Genomic DNA, 19,191 nt, shown 5'->3' on the forward strand with positions numbered 1-19,191 from the left:
TCTGTCCCTGTATTGTTGGGTACTATCAAAACAGATCGACCACTTAAAGTCATGTCCGAAAATTGGGGGCCACTTCTCAAGTAACGTAGTCAGCTTTATCAACAGATGTTAATGCATTTCAAATTCGTACTCACCATTGCTGTTCACTGTAAATAAATAAGATTCTATACGTTCATCGAGAACGCTGAGGCTATTACTACAATCACGAATACGATTACCCATTTCGGGCGTAACCAATAAAGTTTTTTTAGCTCCGTTTACGAGCAAATACGCATTGCTTACCATCATTCCACAAACTGATTTGCCTTCAACAGTAAGTAGACTCCAATCAAAATTACATTCTGCGATTAGTTCATTTGCCACTTCGTTCAAGGTAGCTGCTAACATTTGAACTTTTATTTGTACTTGTTCTGACATCAGTGAAACGCCTGGCCACCAGTTGGAGCATGTTGAGCATTCTTGATGTGGTTTACACACAAACATGTCAATACCGCTACAGTTCCTTCCACCGGATTTTCGTCCTTCGTGCCTGCATCCAACAGGACATCAAGGAACGCGCCTTTCAACATTGGGTTGTTTGAATGATCAGATTCTTCATGTGCATACATGCTGGAAATAGTGCCGGCATTCTGCAGACGGATATAGTCAATGATATGCTGAACTTCGGCCATCCATTGTTTAAGTAGCGGGTCTTCTCGCTCAATTCTGCAAGAGTCTTCCGCACTGTGGCCAAAAGACGCGTTACCATCAAACGTAAACTTCACAAAAGCTGAGAACAATTCATTGCCAAGTTCCGGTCCAATATTATTTTCATTAAAAAAGATCTGCATCCGTCGTAAAGAGGCTGCAGTACGCTCGGCTAGTTCTATATCGTCTTCATTCAATGTCGTCAGATAGGTCATTACATCCCTTTATCTTATTAGCTAGTTGTTTGCTTGTACGGCTATCCAGGTGCGCTTTTCTCGGGCAATGTCTGTGTATTTCTCGTACAAGGCTTATTAATATGTCGTTTAGTGTGCTTAAAAAGAAAATATCCTCAAGCGAATTTTGATAAGATACCACGACTTCAAAACTGAACGTTTAAAATGCAATCAATCGGACCTTACTGAATGCCTAATACAGTCACATCGTTTTTTATCGATACACTAACAACGCTACTATCGACTTCCGGGTTATTCCTCGCGTTCGTTGTGACCCTATACTTACTTCAAAGGCTGACTTGCGGCTTAGCTGCGCGACAATTTGGAGGGAAAAGTATATACCTTAGCGCGATCGTAGGTACCCCTGTACATGAAATATCGCACGCTCTTATCTGCCTCCCATTTTTCCATAAGATAAACGAGGTGGCGCTATTCAAGCCTGATGGCGCTGGAACATTAGGCTACGTGACTCACTCATACAACCCCGCGAACCTCTGGCAGCAGATCGGCAACTTTTTCATAGGTATAGCTCCCCTGTTCGGTGGTACTGCGGCGATCTACATTTTAACCTGCTCGTTTCTGCCATACGGTGAAAACGTTATTGATGTCATTGACTCGTTAAGCGCCCCGTTCCGTCACACATCTGGGTTTACCACATTTGTAACCGCCCTTTATGATGCAGTGCTAAAGCTGAGCTCGGTTCTTTGGGTGATAGCTCAAGGCAGTCCGGGCAAATTTGCCATTTGGATGTATTTAACCGCGGCCATCGCTTTGCATATGTCACCTTCCCCGGCAGACCTGCGCGGTTCTGTTAAAGGGGCATTACTATTACTGCTCGTACTCGGTTGCGTTCGTTTCATTTCCGACCAGGCATGGGAATCTTTACTCGACCACCTAGCTTCGGGTCTTCTCTCGTTATCGATTACGTATTCTATTTGTATTTTACTGGCAGGAAGTTTGGCATTTTTCGTATTTGCATTTTCTTTGGTAAGCAAGAAATAAGTTATGACTCAAACACAGCAATACCAAGCACTAATCAACTGCCCGTCATGTAACAGCAAGGCAGATTTGGTCGGCCAAGTTATGGGTAGGGATAAAAAAGGTAGAGGAAAATACTCTTGTCTTTGCATGGCATGCGATGAATTTATCCAGTTGCCATCAGCATGCCCGAAGTGTAGCAGCAAGGAAGCCACTATTAACACTTCGGGTGCTCAGTATCGAATGTATTGCAGTTGCTGCAAAGAGGCATCGATATTGTTCTACGATAGCAGGATCGTGCGACCAGAGTTCTTAAAGTGTATATTTTAAGGGTAACTTCTCACGGTTTGATATTGTTGAGATTGAAATCATCCAGATCCAACATATCAAGAATTTCGATAATTGAAATATCTTCTCCCTGATCATACCGACGCTTATAGTCGAGATAAAAAATATCTCGAGGTGGACACTTTGAGTACAACTGTTCTTTTTCTTTCTTGCTTAACGCGTGTATAAACACGTAGTAATCTACCGCTTCAAGATAAGCCTTTAAAAAAGGTTTTTGTTCAGTTATTCGAAAAAACTTCCAGTTGTATCCTGTAGTTCCGCCTGAGACAGCAAAACCAGGTCTAAAGTAGGCCCCATACCCATTATTAAATTTGCCTACTGCAGCTGTGAAACCAGTAGCAATCTTCTTTGATCGGAAATTTGATTCTTTGCCCTTTCCGTAACCCATTTCCTTTGCAGTAAAAACGTGTTGAGTGTTGGGAACCCATATTGGAGAGCGCTCATTATCTTCTACAAAGTATTCAGGTATGTTGGTGCCAAACAGTAACCGAGCTGAACGGCGCCATAACTCTGCGTCAAATTCGACCTCAATATATGGTGTCCCGTGCTTTGCTTCCTGCTCAATCCACTGCAAAAACATTTCTTCACGACGGCCATTGTAAACCGCAGCAATAGCGTTATGTGACGCAATCCATTTAGTCGTAAACTCCACGGCAGCATCATGGTCATTGAATGACTTCGGGCTATATGTACTCGTTTCAAGGGTTCGTGAATGAACCTGCCAGCGATGAAATGGGTTACCAGATTTGGTTTCTATACCAACGTTGGGTGCTAGACAATCCAATGTATAGAACTTCTTGTACAATCTGGCTGGTCGATAATTGTTATCCAGATAGTAGTCATTACGTTTAGAGATAGCTTCACTAATGTTCGCGGCGTATGGTTGGAAATCTTTTCCATTAGCCTTGAATTTCAATTGAAATCCCTCCCCTTTGGGGAGTTTAGTAATGTTCCGAAACTCTGCGGTTGACTGCATTCGTTTTTACCTAAGTTTTACTGTGTATGGTCTACAGAGGGTTTAATCGAAAGACTTCTCTGGTAGATCAATGTTTTCGCCAAGCACACTACATACGTAAGCGCGCATAGCAGCAATTAATAACGTGTTTCCGTTTTGTGTACATTCACCGCCCTTCACATACGCCGAGCAGGTTGTTGAGCCATCACTTGGAGAAATGAGGCTAATGTTTTGTGCATCAGCGATTGGACCGCCCAACTGCCAGTTAGTGGAAGGACTGTAGCCACGACCGATTTTTGTAATATAACCTTTAGGGTCATCATCCCACACCCAAAACCCAGCCTCTGAGCCAGAACCAAAGCCCATAGGGTCATGCTTAATTGGAAGGTTTTGGCATTTCGCTACCGCCCAATCAAGAACAGCACCTTCTAAAGTTGAAACGTTAACGCGGGACATGAATCTTCCTTACTACGACTGGATAGCGACCATCACTATCACTTCAATGTAATTTAGGTTAATTCAAGCCTCCGATCGCGCAACAGCGTTATCGCCCTCTCTATCCAGGTTCGGATTCTTTTTTCGGAGTTTAAAATCTTTGCCACTAGCGTCCAACGTTAAGTGATTGACGAACAAGCCTCAAACTCAACTTACACCCGGCAGTTAAAATCAGCATAGACAAGATAGAGAAAACTAACCGCTCATTAAAGCTTAAGGCGTTTACCCAATGAATAAATTGCAACGCTCCCAAATGAAGGATTTCATCTGTCTGCTTACCTTCGTACAATCGAAAAAAACATTCTTTCGCGTCAGTCAACAACCTTAGTTTTCTCCTTGTCACGCAACTGCAGTATGAATGCAACCCAAGGAAGCCCTACCATGATAGCCAGTACATACGCAGGCACATAATTGACAAAAAATGGAGCAGATACCGCAAGGCCAAATGAAATACTTGCTAGAAAACTTACTATCTTTTTCATCAATTACCCATTTTCGTTTAAAAAGTTTGAAGTCGGTTACCACCGTCTTTTTATCTAGTTCTTGCATCATTGAAATAATAGATCTGCCGCGACCAGACTGAGAAGCAACACCGACGACAAATTGATGGATTGTATTTTTCGCCGATCCGGGTTTAGCTGGAAAAGTGAAAGGAGTACCAGCTATTGCCATTGTATAACGGACTAGAACCCTACCGAATTTCTTCGCGTTAACCTTTCTTTTATGTGCAACTCTATAACTCATTCAATCTCTCTACTTTTCATTTTCTGTTAGACAGGCATGCACCCGTGTTTTGAAATCTTCTTGGCACATCAATACTGCCTGCTCACAAGTCACACCGAGCTTTCTAGATAAGATTCTGTAGGCATTACCAAACTAAAACTCTGCACACCAAGAACCGGACTGACCCATGAAGATTTCATACTGTCCAAATGGGGTTTCAGCCAAAGCGCCCTGCTTATCATCGCTAAACACGAACTCTAATTCTCTAACGCTCTCTGTAGTTGCCATACCTTAAGTTGCTGCCTTATTGGTGATTATGCATTCCGATTAATGGTGTCATTTTATCATCTACGTAGTTTTAAAAACTTCTAATTTTGAAAATGTAGTAGTAGAGCTCTACTATTTGCGGGAATGGTGATCGGTGGTTTTATAGAAAGGTAACTTTCAGACAAGCAACATATTAAGGGCAACAGATCATGTCAGACGTTCAAACTATCACTTATGAATCAGGTCAAATGGGCCTATTCTTCGGTACCAACCAAGAATTGCAGTCATTTACCGAAAAGCACAACAATACAAAAAAACGTGATCTTATAATGGCGGCTGCCCGTGATTTCCTTATATCAAACGCTCTGAATGTAGCATCGACAGACGCGCAGCGATTTAAAGCTAATGTAACGGCTATACGTGTTCTTAAAGCTCTCCGTGGTCGTAACAGCAGTGCTACTCGCTTAGAGCAAGAGAAGCTAGCCAAATACGTTGGTTGGGGCGCTCTGAGTTCTATCTTTGACGAGAAGAACACAAAGACCGAATCAAAGCGCCAGCAGCTAAAAGACATGCTCACCGAAAGTGAGTACTACAGTGCGCGCACATCTACCCTATCGGCATTTTACACGCCTTTATATTTGACGCGTGGCATCTACACGATGTTAGCTAATGCCGGCTTTAATGCTGGTGGCCGAATTTGCGATCCTGCAGCGGGTATGGGTGGTCTTATAGCTCCTATGTCTGCCGATATGTTTGAAAACTCAAAAGTTACGCTGTGTGAGCTTGATAGCGTGACTGCAGAGGCACTAGAACACCTTTACCCGAATGCAACCGTATATGGTAATAAGGGTTTTGAAGAACTGAACATCAAAGCGAATCAAGATCTAGTTATCCAGAACCCCCCTTTTGGTAGTGCTAAAGTGATTGATAAGCTGGACTCACAGCTTAACGGTCTGACTCTTCACAACTATTTTATGACTAAAGGTGCAAAAATTTTACGCATGGGTGGCCTGATGGTCGCTATCGTGTCTACCTCGTTCCTTGACTCCAAGAGCACTAAGGCTCGTGAAATCGTCGCTAACCTTGCCGAGCTACGCGGTGCTATTCGACTACCTAAAAGTGTGTTTCAAGAGCACAGCGGCGCTAACGCTTCGGTTGACGTCCTATTACTGCAACGTTCTAACTCCGCATCTGCGGCGACGGCTGATTGGGTTCATGCTTTCGAGCAAACTTTACCTACAGGCGAATCGTACTACCTAAACAACCACTACGTGGCAAATCCAGATGCAATTCTCGGTGTCATGGAAGCACAGCCAGGCATTCAGGGTAAGCAGATCCAGTGCGTGTCAGAGTCCAAAGATATTGTTGGCGATGTACAAAGAGCTTTTGCCGCTCATTTCCCGAAAGATATTTACTTTGAATCGACTCAGACCTCAGAAAGTGATGATGACGAATTCTTAGCGCCTATGGCTGGCCTAGTCTCAGACAATGCCTATATCGACTTTGGCGGCTTTGCGCTAACCGAAGATGACAAAGTAGCAATTCGAAAGCAGGACGACGAACACGGCAACATGACGTTTGACGTATGTCAGGAGATCACAGGCAAACGCGCTGCCCGTATCGCTTCTATGATTGCAGTAAAACAGTCTATGGCTCAGTTACTTGAGCTAGAGCGCACAGATGGTCACGAACTGGCTATTGAAACAGCCCGTCAAGAACTTAACGTCCGTTACGATGCCTTTGTGCGTCAACATGGCTTCATTCAGGAAAGCGCCAACCGCCGCGCTTTCGGCAAAGACCCTTTCTATGCGAATCTGGCTAGCCTTGAGTCTAATTTCAATCGCGGTGTGACTCGTGAGCAAGCTAAACGCCTAAACGTACCAGCAGAAAAACCTCACGCCGACAAAGCAGAGATTTTTAGCCGTCGTATCATCAAGCCGTGGGTTGCTCCAACTTCTGCAGACACCAGCACTGACGCATTGTGGGTGTGTTGGAATGACAGCCACACTATTGATATTCCGCGTATTGCTGCGCTTTGCGGTCAATCAATCGAGCAGACTAAGCGTGAACTCGTAGGTAACCTAATCTTTCTTGACCCGAAAAACGGCCAATATGAATTTGCAGAAACCTACCTGTCAGGCGATGTAAAGAGCAAGTTTGAGCTTGTCAGTGCTTTAGTAAACGGTAACTCTTCGTTACTGCCTAACTACGAGGCTCTAAAAGCTATACAGCCTGCAGACGTCCCAGCTGTAGACATTAATGTCGAACTTAACGCGGGTTGGCTACCTATTAGCGTAGTGAAAGACTTCATTAGCCAACTGTTGAGCTGTAGTGTCGATGCTGAACACGTTTTAGGTCAATGGTTCGTTAAAGCTACAGGCGTGCCGAGTGTTATCAATACTCAACAATTCGGCATCGATGGCTACCCAGCGACAAAAATCATTTCTCGTATGATGGCAGGCCGTGACCTAATTGTGCGTCGTACTAACACACACGGTACGTTCATTGACCGAGAAGCGACCGTTCAAGTTGAGTCAATAGCAACAGAAATCACAACTCGATTCGAGGATTGGATTTGGTCATGTGACAAACGCCGCGCTGAACTTGAAAGCTTATATAACGAGAAATTTAACCGCTATGTGAAACCTAAATACAGCGGTGAAATGCTTGTATTCCCGAACATGAATAGCAGTATTTCTTTACGTGCACACCAGAAAACATGTGTACGCCGCGCACTGGCGCAAGGTTCTTTTCTCATGGATATGTCGGTAGGTTCAGGCAAAACTTACGCACTAGCTGCTATTTGTAACACGTGGCACCGATTAGGCCTTAAAGAGCGTACAGCTGTTGTATTACCTAACCATTTGGTTGAAGCAATCGCTGTAGAATGGCTGACTTTATACCCTACTGAAAAGCTACTAGTACTGTCACCGGAAGATATGAGCGCACAAAAGCGCCGCGAGACACTTAACCGAATCAAGACAGGTGCAAAGATTGTACTGATCCCTGAGTCGACCTTTAAAGCTATTGCATTACCGAAAGAAGCCGAATCTCAGATCATCCATGATGAAATTTGGGAGACTCGCCGCGCTATCGAAGTTCTAAGCGCTCGTTTCTCTGTTAAGAAGCTTGAAACCAAACTGAAAAACCTTGAATTCAAACTGGAATCACTGACCAACCGTGAAGCGAAAGACGAGTATTTAGACTTCGCTGAACTGGGTTTTGATTCAATTCTTGCGGATGAAGCACACAGCTATAAAAATTTATCGTTCTCGACGGTTGCACTGTCAAATGTTCGCGGCATTGGTAACCCTGACGGTAGCCAGCGCGCTTGGGATATGTTTTGTAAAATCCGTCACTTAAACGAAAATAACGACCATGCAGGCGTTGTATTTAGTACTGGTACACCGATCTCAAATAGCATTATCGAGCTTTGGAGCATTCAGAAATACCTAGCCTACGACGAGCTGAAACAAGCTAATTTGCACTGGTTGGATTCATGGGCTGACTTGTACACAACCACCAGCAGCGAATTTGAGATCGACGCGACAGGTATCAACTTCAAACCAGTGTCACGCCTACGCTCATTCAATAACTTGCCAGAGCTGCAGGCTATTTATGGCTGTATTGCGGAAACCGTTACTAAGAAACAGCTTAACGACTACCTACCTAAATTAGCTGGTGGCTATAACATGATACCGCCAGTAGTCGGAGGAAAGCCGCAGACAATCTTTGTAGACCCATCAGATCAACAAAAAGAATTCATCGATTCGCTAGTTGAAAGAGCTAAGGACTTCAAAAGCTCTCCAATCGATAACGACAATATGTTGCTGTTGATGTATCACGCACGATGCGCGTCACTGGATTTGCGAGTACTTGACCCGAGCAAAGCCGAAAATGAGAACTCAAAAGCAACAGCATGTGCAAACAAAGTCGCGGAGATTTACCGTCAATATGACGCGGTAAAAGGCACACAACTAATTTTTTGTGACCTGTCGACTCCGAATAAAGGTAAAGAAAAGTTACGCGCCAAAATTCGCCAGCTAATGAAAGATGCGAACACTGGCGACGAAGCAGCACAGAGAGAATTAGAAACAATCGGTCATGACCAAATCATGGCGGCTGAATCTAGCTATTCAGTCTATGACGATATTAAGCAACAGCTAATTGCGCTTGGCATCCCTGAACATGAGATCGCTTTTGCTCAGGAGTACAAAACACCAAAGGCTAAGGCAGAGCTTTACTTGCAGATCAATAACGGTGTAAAACGCGTTGTGCTAGCATCCACTCAGTTAATGGGAACTGGTTGTAATATCAACAACTTAGGTGTAGCAGTGCACCATTTAGATCCATGCTACAAACCGTCTGACATGGAGCAACGCACAGGTCGATTAGAGCGCCAAGGCAACCACCTGTATGAAGCCGACCCAGCTAATTTTGAAGGTGTTAATGTAATTTATTACGCGACCCGTAACAGCCTTGATAGCTTCCTATATCAAACGCTGGAAACAAAGGCGAACTGGATTGAAGCATTCCGCGCTGGTGAAACTAACCTACGTACAATGAACGCCCTATCAGCAGACAGCATCACGTTTGCTGAGATTAAAGCGGAGATCTCAGGTAACCCTCTAGTGCTTGAACATCTTCAATTGTCCAAAGAGATCACTAAACTGTCGGTGCAACACAAACGCCACCAGCAACAGCAGCACCAATACGAGGACGGTATTAAACGTTACCTAAGCCGTGAAAAAGCACAGGCAAAATTGATTCATGACATTAAAAGCGACATGGCAAAGTATGAAGCGAACGCATTGCCAAAAGGTGAGTTTGAGGCCGTAGTGTCAGGCTATGACGTTGATAAATTCGCTACAGCTGCGGAGCTGTTAGAAGCTGAGTTACAACACTGGTCTAAAGCTAATAAAACCAGTTACAAACCTGTTATGTACTATTGCGGCTTTGCTGTTAGGTTTGGCGTGAATTACGGTAGCCACGCCGTTTATATCGAGGGTGATAACGAGTATTCCGTTATCCTATCCGGTGGCGCTAAAACAAGTGGAACATCGATCCTTTATACAGTGATTAATCAGCTTAAAGACTTAGACAAAACGCTTAAAAACCAAGAAAGCTACTTAGAAGAAATCCGCGTTAACCTAAAAACGGCACAGTCACAGATTGGGCGAGAGTTTGACGGTCTACAGAACTTGATTGACGCTAAGAAACGATTAGCCGAGGTTAAGCATGAACTTATGACACAAAATGAGGAAACTCTAGCCGCAGCTTAAAATTATGGCGTAGTAACAAATTTTTGTTATTACGCCTTTTCTCTACCTGTAATGGTATTGCGCGATTACTACTCTCGCTTAAGGTTGAAGAATCTTAGTTAGAGGCGTAACTCAAATGACGAATTCAAAAGCACAAACAACTGACCTTATAGCTCCAATTACTTATGCCAATGAGTATGGCGAGCTTGTTCTAACCCCTGTCACTGAGTACATGCCAGTTTCTTGTATTTCAGTTGATAAACTGCCTGTTATTCAACAACACATGTTTTCTATTGAGGATGCAGAGGTAATCGGTCTGATCACTGAAAACCGTAAAGTGCAGTTGTCTACCCCTTATCTTCTTCAAAAGGGTCACCCACGTAAAACGGATGCGTACATCATCCATCACCAATCACCAAGCGTTGCTTGTGTGTGTAAGGCCGAGATTAAGACCTCTATCATTGAGAGTGGCTTAAGCGCACAAGGAGAACTCGACCGCATCTATCAAGGGTCGGCTCATAAGCTTGTCGCTCAGTACGGCATTTGAGGCACCGATAATGGAATGTAATCACGTAGTTGCCTCTGTGGGCGGTAAGTTCATAGTACTTGGCGATGTTGCGACACAGTACCGTGAGTGGTCAGCCCAGGTTGAAGATTTCAACGAGAAGAACAGAACCCACGTTGTAACACCACCGCCAGAATTCAAGTTTGCCAAATACTGTATGAATTGCGGCGAGAAGATTAACCAAGACGCGGTAAAAACTGAATTGCGAGGTGGCGATGAAAGCCGATAGCCCAACTGTCCCAATGCCAGATTACGGTGACGCTAAAGCGTTTATAAACCGATTGAAAGTCGCCACTGGTGAAAAAAGAGATGGTGAGTTAGCAATAATCTTAGGTAAACCGAAATCGACAATCGCCACGTGGAAGCAGAAAAACAGAATTAACCATGAGGCAATGATCCTTGTTCACCTATTAACTGGTGCATCTATCCAATATCTTGCGTTTGGTATAGGCGAACCATTCCCTAACGGGAAGCAAGCTGCCAACCTTCCTGTAAGTGATGAACAGCCAGAAAGCAATGTTGTTCACATGATTAGAAATGGTGATTTGTCTGTCTGTAGAACAATGACATTAGGTAAAGGAACATTAGATTTCTTCGGGTTAAACCGTGAACATCTCACGATCGTTGACCATGATGATGAAACCCTGTTTATCGACCGCCAAGAGTCATTACCAAGTTCAGGGCGATACCTTGTAGCCATAGATGGTGTGTTCGGTATTTACGAGCTTCAACGGCTACCGAACAACTGGGTTGAAGTCCAATTCTCAACTAGTAACCGCGATTTGAACTTAGCTGATCTGTTGATTGCCGGCAAAGTCAAAATGGCAATGAAAAAACGATAATTATTAGAAGGATTCACCACATGAATGCACAACAAATTTTGGCAAACGCGCCCGAAAACGCCGTCTATTGGTCACCAGTTGTAGGGCAGTACTTCGACCGCCAGTTCATCATTTCAGGTCGACAATTTGAAGGCAGTTTGATCCAGGTTGGTCAAGAATATCGTGACGAATTGGTGGCTTTAAGTTCACTCACAGACGACATGTTACCAGAGAATGACACTGCATCCGTGGAAGTTAGCTTAAATGAAGATCGTCAGGGTCTGGTACAAGTTGAAATCAATAACATCAATTTCGGTGTATTTGCGACCCTCGATGCTGATAAATACGCTTGGTTCCCCAAACGTACCGAACAATTGTCAGGAGACATGATCGTTGCCATTGGGAAAGCTCTGACCAACTGGAACGTGTGCAAAGCACAACAAGAGGTTTAACCATGAAAATCTCATTCAACCCGACAGCCGTAAAAACGACATTTGAACATCGTCGGTCTGAAACAGAAATTACGGTGGAGCGTATTAACAATGGTGCTTTGGTAACCCTTAACGGCTCAGACTCTGGAGCAGCATCATTTGAAATCAACTCACTTGAAGAACTCGACCAGTTAAAAGCGATGCTCCCAACCTTAAAGAATTACCGCGAAAAATTAAATAGAGGTTTCTGTTATGAATACTCGGTGTTGAGCATTGACCGTGATACGTATGGCGACCCCTTTGAGGAATGCATTCAATTCACCATATCTGCTGCAAACCCCGACACTCCGTGGTCTGAACGTAGCTTATCAGCCTGTCTCTCTTTCGATGATAGACAACGTTTCCTCGATACCATTGAGCTTTCGTTATAGCCCTATTTCATACTCTCTGCCTGTAGACCACTTGCAGAGAGTTCTCTCCACCACTCCCCTTTTAAAAGTTTCCAAAACCTATTAATTAGGTACTTGCGCGTTGAACGGCCCATAAGAAAATTGAAAAGTAACCAAGAGAGCTAACCACTCTCACAATTCAATTATGTGGAACTATCATCATGCAAACCGAGCAAGTAAAACAAACTGAACAGCTATACCTTCCTGTTGTTGTCCGTGAGGGCCAAGAGTTCGACTTCACCGCTTTAGAGTCTGGTACGCCTATACGTGTATCACCAAAGCTGATCGATGACTTGACCATTGGTGGCAACAAACGCCGTAAGAAAGAGCGTAGCGATGACTTCGCAGAGAGTATCCGTGCTAACGGTGTTATTCAGTCCCTGTCTGTTCGTCCACATGTTGATAACCCACACCGTTTAGAGTTGTGTGCCGGTTATGGTCGCCGTGACATGTCATTACGTTTTGACCTTGAATCTGTGCCAGTTGTAGTCAACCAATATTCAGACCGTGAAGCACTGGCGGTGATGTTTGCTGAAAACCACGACCGCGAAAATATCACGATCGTTGATGAAGCTGATTTGGCCCAAAACTACCTGTCTTACCATGATGGTGATTACGCTACGGCTGCTGTGGCTCTCGGCCTGTCAGAAAAGACATTCCGCGAACGTCTGCAACTAAAACGCCTTACTGATAACGTTTTGGACCACTTAGCCGATCCTAGTAACAAGTTTACTCTCGGTCACGCACTGATCCTGAGTACATTTGATGCTGAAACGCAGGAGAAAACACTTGCTGCAATTTTGGCTAACCCAACCGAGTACACGGTAAAAAATCTGAAACTACGCGCCTCTCAGCGCCAGATCCCTTTAGCTAAGGCTCCTTTCGACACCAAACCATGTGACAGCTGTATCCACAACACAGGGGAACAGCTAGACCTACTTGGCAACGGCGATACCGATGCAAAATGTAGTAAAGCCTCATGCTTTATTGAAAAAGCTCAGGCGTGGGTACACAACGAGCGCACAGCTGAACTGGAAGAAAAGTATGGTCGTGTCATTGCTTGGGAAGCCAAACCAGAATCTGACCGCCGTACAGTGACTGAGGAAGCGGTAGGTAAGAAGCAATTCACTAACGGATGCATGGGTTGTGAAAGCAAATGTACGGTAGTCGATGACCGCCCGATGAAATGGGGTGAATACACTCAAGATCAGTGTATTGATACTGATTGTTTCAATTCATGTGTAAGTGCTTTGAAAGAAGCAAAGGCAGAGAAAGCACGTAAGCAGAAAGAAGCGCGTGAAGCGAAAGAGAAAGAGAAAGTTGCCGCCCAGGAACAACAGGCAGAATCTTCAAATGTTGATGTGGCTGACCAACCGACAGTAGAAAAGAAAGTCACCGTTGAGCAAGAAGAAGTTGTCGTTACTACCGCTCCAGTTCAGCGTAAAACATCTGCAGCCGTGTTAGAGGATTACCGTAAGTCTCTACGTGCAACCAGTGCAAGCGTTGCAATTACCGACCCACAATTTCGTATGGCTACTGCCCTAGCCGCCTTGTGTGACGTTAGCGGTTACGAGCCACCTGTTGACGCGATTAAAAAGAACCGTTGGCCTCGCTTTAATGACCGTGTGCTTGCATTTATGGATCTGACCCTACAACAAATCCAAGAATACATGGCAGAGGCGGTCATTCACCATGCAACCGTTGGTGATAAACATTCCAACACTGATTTGATGATTAATGTTCTTGGCAAGAACCCGAAAGGTCAGAGCATCGCAATCGAAGCATGGAAACCAACTAAAGAACGCCTTGGCATGTATAACATCGCGCAAATCAACCAAATGTGTGTTGAGGCAGGATTCGATAAGGCTTATGAAGCAGCCAACGGTGAAGCGTCATTCTCTCTGTTATTCAAAAACCGTAAGGATGACATCGTAAGCGGTGTTATGGGCTTCAAATTCGATTGGTCACACTTCGCACCCTCTGACTACCTTGCCTTAGTTCGTTAACCATTCGGGGAGTGGCAACACTCCCCAAACTTACCCTATTGCGCGATGACCAAACTCGCTCAGTATGAATTACATAACCAACGGGAACTAACCACTCCCTACTCTCAATAACACTGTGGATTATCAAAATGAATTTAAAAAACGTATGTGAACTAGTTAAAGCTGCCGGTCAAACTCGCGCAATCATCACAATTGACACTAATAACGAAGATGCAGTAATCATCGTTAATATTCCAACCTCTAACGCTGCTTGTCTGCCAAAGGTTGAAGACGACAAACAGATGGCACTACGTTCAGCTCTAGCCACGCCTATGCGTGTTTTAGGCAAGATAGAAGATGTTGATGCGGTCTTTGATGAACAGCTTGCAGAATTTGGTGAGGGCTTTGCTCCTGCTTCACTTCAACTGAAAGGCGTAAAAACTAACGCTGCGGCTGCTAAGGCTTCAACTCAAGCCGTTACAACTACCCCTAAAACTACGGTTAAAAAAGCAAGCAACAAAAAGAATGCTGCAAAAACTGAAAATTCAGATGCAGTAGAAACTAAAAATACCACTGAAACCGCGCCAAAAGCTCCAGAGAAAGCCGATAAGGTAGAAACCGCACCAACTGATGCAGTTGCAACTCAAGATGCTCCAGAAGCGGTAGAGGCTGATGACGAGGGTATGTCACTTGAGAGCGACAACTTTGATTTCTTCCAGAATGGCGCACTTTAAGGTTTAGGGGTATCCGAGATATGAGTAATACAGCAACACCAGAATTGAAATGGCAATTCAAGTTAGGCAATACACTGATTGATTTCCCAAACCCTTTTGGTTCAATCCAAGACAATAAACGACTTTTGGCACAGCACTTTCCTCAATTACGTTGGACTGAAATCTACGAGGAAGATGCGCGATTAGAGAATGGTTGTATGGTTTTACCTGTTGTACCGCCACCAGTGAAAACAAACGGTTAAGCACATGGCAGACAATATCAAAGAGAAGTTAAACCAGTGGCGCGATAAGTGCGCCACCAACATGGCTAATCATTCTGTCGAAGAAGTTGAATTGGAAGAAAAATCATGCGTAATACATCAGTTGAATTCAGTGGTTCACAAAATCAAACACCTTTCTCCATCCTTACCGGAATCAATGGAACTAAAGGACATTCCACCGCTCATGTAGCGCATGTTAATAAAGCCACAAACAAGGCGGCTGGTGGCTTTAAGCCATTAGCCCCTTGGTACGCAGCGGTTAAGCCGCAAGAGCTTATATTAAGCCAGAGTGTGCGTAATAATTTGGGTTATAAACGCGAAGATGTTTACCAAGATACCATCATCGAAAAAACCTCATTTTGGGAAGCTCTCGCGCTGTTTGGACTCAAACACGGCATGTTGACCGAATTCGACATCGAGAACCTTATAGAAGCTCCTATCGGCACTACAAAGCAGGTTTCTGCTGCAAAAGAGCTTGGCAAAAAGGTACTTGGTTTCTACCAAACTGGCTTAACTGATCAGCAATACAAAATCGAAGCATGTTTTAAGGCATTTGAAGCCCCTGTTTCTATCCGTGCTGACATTGCCCATTGGTACGTTACTCCGACCGAATCGAATTGGGGTTTTGATTTAACTCTCGATGAAGACGAGTGCTATGGCGAAGACTACGATGAACTAGACCAAAGCTTCAATGACCTAAGCATCCGTATTGAGCATTGCTCTCGCGTATCAGCGTTGTCATTCGACCTAGACCAATTCAGCCCAAGTGTCGGCACAATGTATTTTCAAACCCTGCGTCTGCTATCACTTATGAACTTTAAAACGATGGCACTGGAATATTGTGATACCGAGGGAACGCTTGAAGCATACGCTGAAATTTTCAAAGTATTTGACCTGACTTCTGAACAAGTACAGAAGATCACTGGCTGCGATGAAGATTCCATCGAAGAAGTGTTGAACGACATCAACCCACTAATTTTCAAAGCTATTGGTTCGCACGATGAATATATTGATTTACATAACGTTATCAACGCTGCCTTGTACTACAAAGCAACCGTAGCAACGAAATGGTATCAGAAAGATACCCCATTCTATCGCGGTCAATCAGTCATTATGAACGCTATGGGACTGTTAGAAACTGTAAATAAAATCCGTCCTAACCCACTAAACCCGAATGACGTTAAAGGCATTGCCGCACTAAAAACTACGTTACGCACTGTCATTGAGTTAGGACATGAAGCATATGACTCACCGTGGTTGCTTGGCAGTGACAATCCGATCGATTGTTTCGCTTTTATCACAACTGGTAGCGACATCGAGAAATACACTCTTGAAGTAGAAAACGAGCACCGTCAATCAATCGGTGAATGTGGCGCACTTCGCCTTGACCTATCGGCTAACGACACAGGTCTACGCACTATCGAAAACATTCATCTAGCTGACAAGTGCTTGATGTTGCTTGCTTCGGTCTAGCGCGATTTCAAACTTAGCATACCATCTTAAATATCGGTTGAGGCTAACCACTTCAACCCATTTAACCAAGGGCTAACCACCCAACAAAATCACTGTGGAGAAGTACCATGCAAGTTCAGAAAGAACCGCGCTTAAGCATCAATAACCAACATAAAGACCCTAAGCCAGAATTCGGCTTAGTGTTCTTCAACAGCCCTAGAGGTTACGCGGTCACACGCCATGAGTTCCATGAAGAACAAATGCAAGGTGGCGTGATCATTGATACCGATGCTGTGATTAAGCTGCTTGAAAAAATCAAAGACACTAACGATGCAGCAAAGGCAGCAGAAGCCAAGGAACAATCTAAAGGCTCGGAAGTCTCCAAGTACTCCCTAATCCCTCAAAATGTCTTATTAGAATCAGACCGATTGCTTGTATGGCACACCCCTGCGACTAAATGCCCTATGTGGTACAGAATGTCAGGCACTCACCCAAAGGCACTTCGTAATGTCACTTGGACACCGTTGCTCTTTGTTCTGAATAAGCACAGCGAAACACTGTATGTGTTTGCCTTAGAAAGTGATGAACGCCCAACCCTCGACACAATGACTTATTACGCGCCTCTGGCAAACGTTTTTGATAGTCATTACTTGTGTCAGGGGTCAGCTCCCCTACCGAAGCAACTTAGCTCAAGCAACATCAAAGAAATTCAAGATACGTTGTACATGAGTGCATTTGATGGCTTTAAGCATAACCTCGCTATCAAGCTTCCAGACGACATCCCCGACCAACGTGCGTTTTGGGAAAGTAAGAACCTGACAGGTGAGCTGGTGGATGTTGCTAATGAGCTTTATCCATACGAGAAACTAAGCAAAGTACTAGAAGAACTATAAGACTAAGGGAACAGATATGACTAATTCAAAATTTGGCTTCGAAAACACAGCTCGTACATTCTACGTCCCTAGTGATTGGGTAGACCGTAAACTCAAAATTGCCCTCGTAGGTTGTGGTGGCACTGGCTCTTCGATTTTGACCGAGCTTTTCCAAATGTTCGGGATCCTCACCAAGTTAGGTTGTGATGGATTCGAAGTGACAGCCTATGACGGTGACCTTGTTTCTGAAAGCAATGTTTTTCGCCAAAACTTCTGGCAACACGATGTCGGCAACAACAAAGCTGATGTTCTGATCACGCGATTCAATCAATTCGGTGGCGTTAACTGGAAATCAAAACCTGTTTTCTTCACTGGCGAGATGGCAGTCACTGAGGAATATGACCTACTAATCACGGCTGTAGATAAAGCATCCGTAAGGTATGAGATTGGTCGCGCACTTGATACCTCAGTTAAACGTGCTCTATGGCTAGACATGGGCAATGATAACCATCAATCAAATGTCCTGCTCGGTAATGCGAGTCGTCAAAAGTTCTACGGTGAAAAACGACTTCCAACGCCTTTCGAGTTGTTTGGTTCGCAATGGGAAGAAGCCGCTAAGACTGAGGTCGATACCGCTTCATGCAGTACCGAGGAAGCCATTCAAAAGCAGACATTCGGCATCAATGGTATGACTGCACGTTCAGCAGCGTCAATGCTGCTATTCCCCCTACTTCGTTTCGGAAAACTTGAGCATCACGGCTTATTCATCGACTTGCATCAAGCCGAGATTACCAAAATGCCGGTAGATCCTTTGCAGTGGTCTTTCTATGGCTACCAAGAAGAAAATATTAATTAACCAACTATTGCAGGGGTTCTCCCCTGCATTTGCTTTAACCAAGGAACATGAATGAAAAAGAGAGAGCAAGACACAAGAGAATACTTCACGAATATAACTCAAGCTATTGATGCGGCTTACGAGTCGTGGGTAAAACAAGCGACTGATGAATTCCCTGTACTGAGCATTCTCAAAGATGGTGAGCCAGTTCCTAACCCCATTTATCGCCACGCAGCGCGATATGGTCTAACTGTAATACTTCATTCGGTGCAAACAATCTGGTCGTATGCCGCTGACATCGTTGGGGCTGACGTTGATACTTCTATCAAGCGACACGACAACTTCCTGCACTTGACCAACATGACGTTCTTACCGGCAGAGATTGGCAGACACGCCTATTCTGCGTCACGGTTGCTGACCTACCAAGCTACGGCCAGTGAACGTGCTAGTGACGAAGCAACTCAGCCAATACCAGACAGTGAGTTTAGTACTGCGGCTCTAGACCTGTTTATGCTTGATCGTGAAATGTCAGCGTCAATGTTTGACTTTGTAGGGCCAAAACTGGGGATCAGTGGTGTACCAGTAGAAAAAGCCTATGTGCCTTTAGAATATCGAAGTGAAGTGTTTAAACGAGTTCTATCTTCCCTGTTCAGCGAATTCGAAGAGATAAAAACCGTTGATACAGGCTTTCGACTGATGAATGAGCAACACGAAGACATTATCACTCATTTATCGAGAGCTGCTTTTGCAAGTCTTGCATCAACAAAGCCTTGCTCTAAAGGTGGTTGCTCAATGCATCGCTATTACCATGAGCATTATCAAGACTAACGCGGGAACGCC

The 19,191-nt window shown here is 44.3% G+C and carries 20 protein-coding genes; 14 read left to right on the forward strand and 6 right to left on the reverse strand.

The features are described from left to right. Window positions 1-108: 108 nt before the first annotated feature. The gene (locus R7Q39_RS27645; RefSeq protein ID WP_053409862.1) at window positions 109-417 is read right to left on the reverse strand and encodes a hypothetical protein; all 309 of its coding nucleotides are present in this window, start codon (window positions 415-417) and stop codon (window positions 109-111) included. Next, window positions 417-902 (reverse strand): hypothetical protein, encoded by a 486-nt coding sequence (locus R7Q39_RS27650; RefSeq protein ID WP_225478181.1) that lies wholly within the window; start codon window positions 900-902, stop codon window positions 417-419. Before R7Q39_RS27650 ends, R7Q39_RS27645 begins: the two co-directional genes overlap by 1 nt. 441 nt (window positions 903-1,343) lie before the next feature. Between R7Q39_RS27650 and R7Q39_RS27655 the strand changes: the two genes are divergently transcribed. Continuing rightward, entirely contained in the window at window positions 1,344-1,922 is a 579-nt protein-coding gene (locus tag R7Q39_RS27655) for a hypothetical protein (protein ID WP_225478182.1), read from the forward strand. A gap of 316 nt (window positions 1,923-2,238) precedes the next feature. Here R7Q39_RS27655 and R7Q39_RS27660 read toward each other — a convergent pair whose 3' ends face one another. The 4 genes from R7Q39_RS27660 to R7Q39_RS27675 form a co-directional block, all read right to left on the reverse strand. After that, window positions 2,239-3,222 (reverse strand): hypothetical protein, encoded by a 984-nt coding sequence (locus R7Q39_RS27660; protein WP_225478183.1) that lies wholly within the window; start codon window positions 3,220-3,222, stop codon window positions 2,239-2,241. Between the two features lie 42 nt (window positions 3,223-3,264). Continuing rightward, window positions 3,265-3,657, reverse strand: a complete 393-nt coding sequence (locus R7Q39_RS27665) for a phage protein NinX family protein (RefSeq protein ID WP_225478184.1) — start codon at window positions 3,655-3,657, stop codon at window positions 3,265-3,267. 378 nt (window positions 3,658-4,035) lie between these two features. Next, on the reverse strand, window positions 4,036-4,440 hold the full coding sequence (locus tag R7Q39_RS27670) for a hypothetical protein (RefSeq protein WP_225478185.1): 405 nt from the start codon (window positions 4,438-4,440) through the stop codon (window positions 4,036-4,038). A 132-nt stretch (window positions 4,441-4,572) separates the two neighbouring features. Next, entirely contained in the window at window positions 4,573-4,707 is a 135-nt protein-coding gene (locus R7Q39_RS27675) for a hypothetical protein (protein WP_258520379.1), read from the reverse strand. A 188-nt stretch (window positions 4,708-4,895) separates the two neighbouring features. Between R7Q39_RS27675 and R7Q39_RS27680 the strand changes: the two genes are divergently transcribed. From R7Q39_RS27680 to R7Q39_RS27740, 13 genes are all read left to right on the forward strand, one after another. Then, window positions 4,896-9,968 carry a DEAD/DEAH box helicase family protein gene (locus R7Q39_RS27680; RefSeq protein ID WP_225478186.1) on the forward strand — a complete coding sequence of 1,691 codons (5,073 nt, stop codon included), beginning with the start codon at window positions 4,896-4,898 and terminating at the stop codon, window positions 9,966-9,968. A gap of 115 nt (window positions 9,969-10,083) precedes the next feature. Further along, window positions 10,084-10,494, forward strand: a complete 411-nt coding sequence (locus tag R7Q39_RS27685) for a hypothetical protein (RefSeq protein ID WP_225478187.1) — start codon at window positions 10,084-10,086, stop codon at window positions 10,492-10,494. Window positions 10,495-10,504: 10 nt separating this feature from the next. Next, window positions 10,505-10,741, forward strand: a complete 237-nt coding sequence (locus tag R7Q39_RS27690; RefSeq protein ID WP_225478188.1) for a hypothetical protein — start codon at window positions 10,505-10,507, stop codon at window positions 10,739-10,741. Further along, a complete protein-coding gene (locus R7Q39_RS27695; RefSeq protein ID WP_225478189.1) occupies window positions 10,728-11,354 on the forward strand; it encodes a phage repressor protein CI in 627 nt (208 codons plus the stop codon). The genes R7Q39_RS27690 and R7Q39_RS27695 overlap by 14 nt, the downstream gene beginning before the upstream one ends. 20 nt (window positions 11,355-11,374) lie before the next feature. Further along, window positions 11,375-11,785: a hypothetical protein gene (locus R7Q39_RS27700; protein WP_225478190.1), complete on the forward strand. Its 411-nt coding sequence runs from the start codon at window positions 11,375-11,377 to the stop codon at window positions 11,783-11,785. A gap of 2 nt (window positions 11,786-11,787) precedes the next feature. Further along, window positions 11,788-12,195, forward strand: a complete 408-nt coding sequence (locus R7Q39_RS27705; RefSeq protein WP_225478191.1) for a hypothetical protein — start codon at window positions 11,788-11,790, stop codon at window positions 12,193-12,195. A gap of 179 nt (window positions 12,196-12,374) precedes the next feature. Further along, window positions 12,375-14,219: a ParB/RepB/Spo0J family partition protein gene (locus R7Q39_RS27710; protein ID WP_225478192.1), complete on the forward strand. Its 1,845-nt coding sequence runs from the start codon at window positions 12,375-12,377 to the stop codon at window positions 14,217-14,219. Window positions 14,220-14,347: 128 nt separating this feature from the next. Continuing rightward, window positions 14,348-14,932: a hypothetical protein gene (locus R7Q39_RS27715; protein ID WP_225478193.1), complete on the forward strand. Its 585-nt coding sequence runs from the start codon at window positions 14,348-14,350 to the stop codon at window positions 14,930-14,932. Between the two features lie 20 nt (window positions 14,933-14,952). After that, window positions 14,953-15,174 (forward strand): hypothetical protein, encoded by a 222-nt coding sequence (locus R7Q39_RS27720; protein WP_017190476.1) that lies wholly within the window; start codon window positions 14,953-14,955, stop codon window positions 15,172-15,174. 105 nt (window positions 15,175-15,279) lie between these two features. Beyond that, a complete protein-coding gene (locus R7Q39_RS27725) occupies window positions 15,280-16,665 on the forward strand; it encodes a hypothetical protein (RefSeq protein ID WP_225478194.1) in 1,386 nt (461 codons plus the stop codon). A gap of 107 nt (window positions 16,666-16,772) precedes the next feature. Next, entirely contained in the window at window positions 16,773-17,537 is a 765-nt protein-coding gene (locus R7Q39_RS27730; RefSeq protein WP_225478195.1) for a hypothetical protein, read from the forward strand. 16 nt (window positions 17,538-17,553) lie between these two features. Further along, the gene (locus tag R7Q39_RS27735; protein ID WP_225478196.1) at window positions 17,554-18,372 is read left to right on the forward strand and encodes a PRTRC system ThiF family protein; all 819 of its coding nucleotides are present in this window, start codon (window positions 17,554-17,556) and stop codon (window positions 18,370-18,372) included. A 51-nt stretch (window positions 18,373-18,423) separates the two neighbouring features. Then, a complete protein-coding gene (locus tag R7Q39_RS27740) occupies window positions 18,424-19,179 on the forward strand; it encodes a hypothetical protein (RefSeq protein WP_225478197.1) in 756 nt (251 codons plus the stop codon). Window positions 19,180-19,191: the final 12 nt, after the last annotated feature.

The sequence above is a fragment of the Vibrio sp. 947 genome (assembly GCF_033339115.1).
Lineage (GTDB): Bacteria > Pseudomonadota > Gammaproteobacteria > Enterobacterales > Vibrionaceae > Vibrio > Vibrio alginolyticus.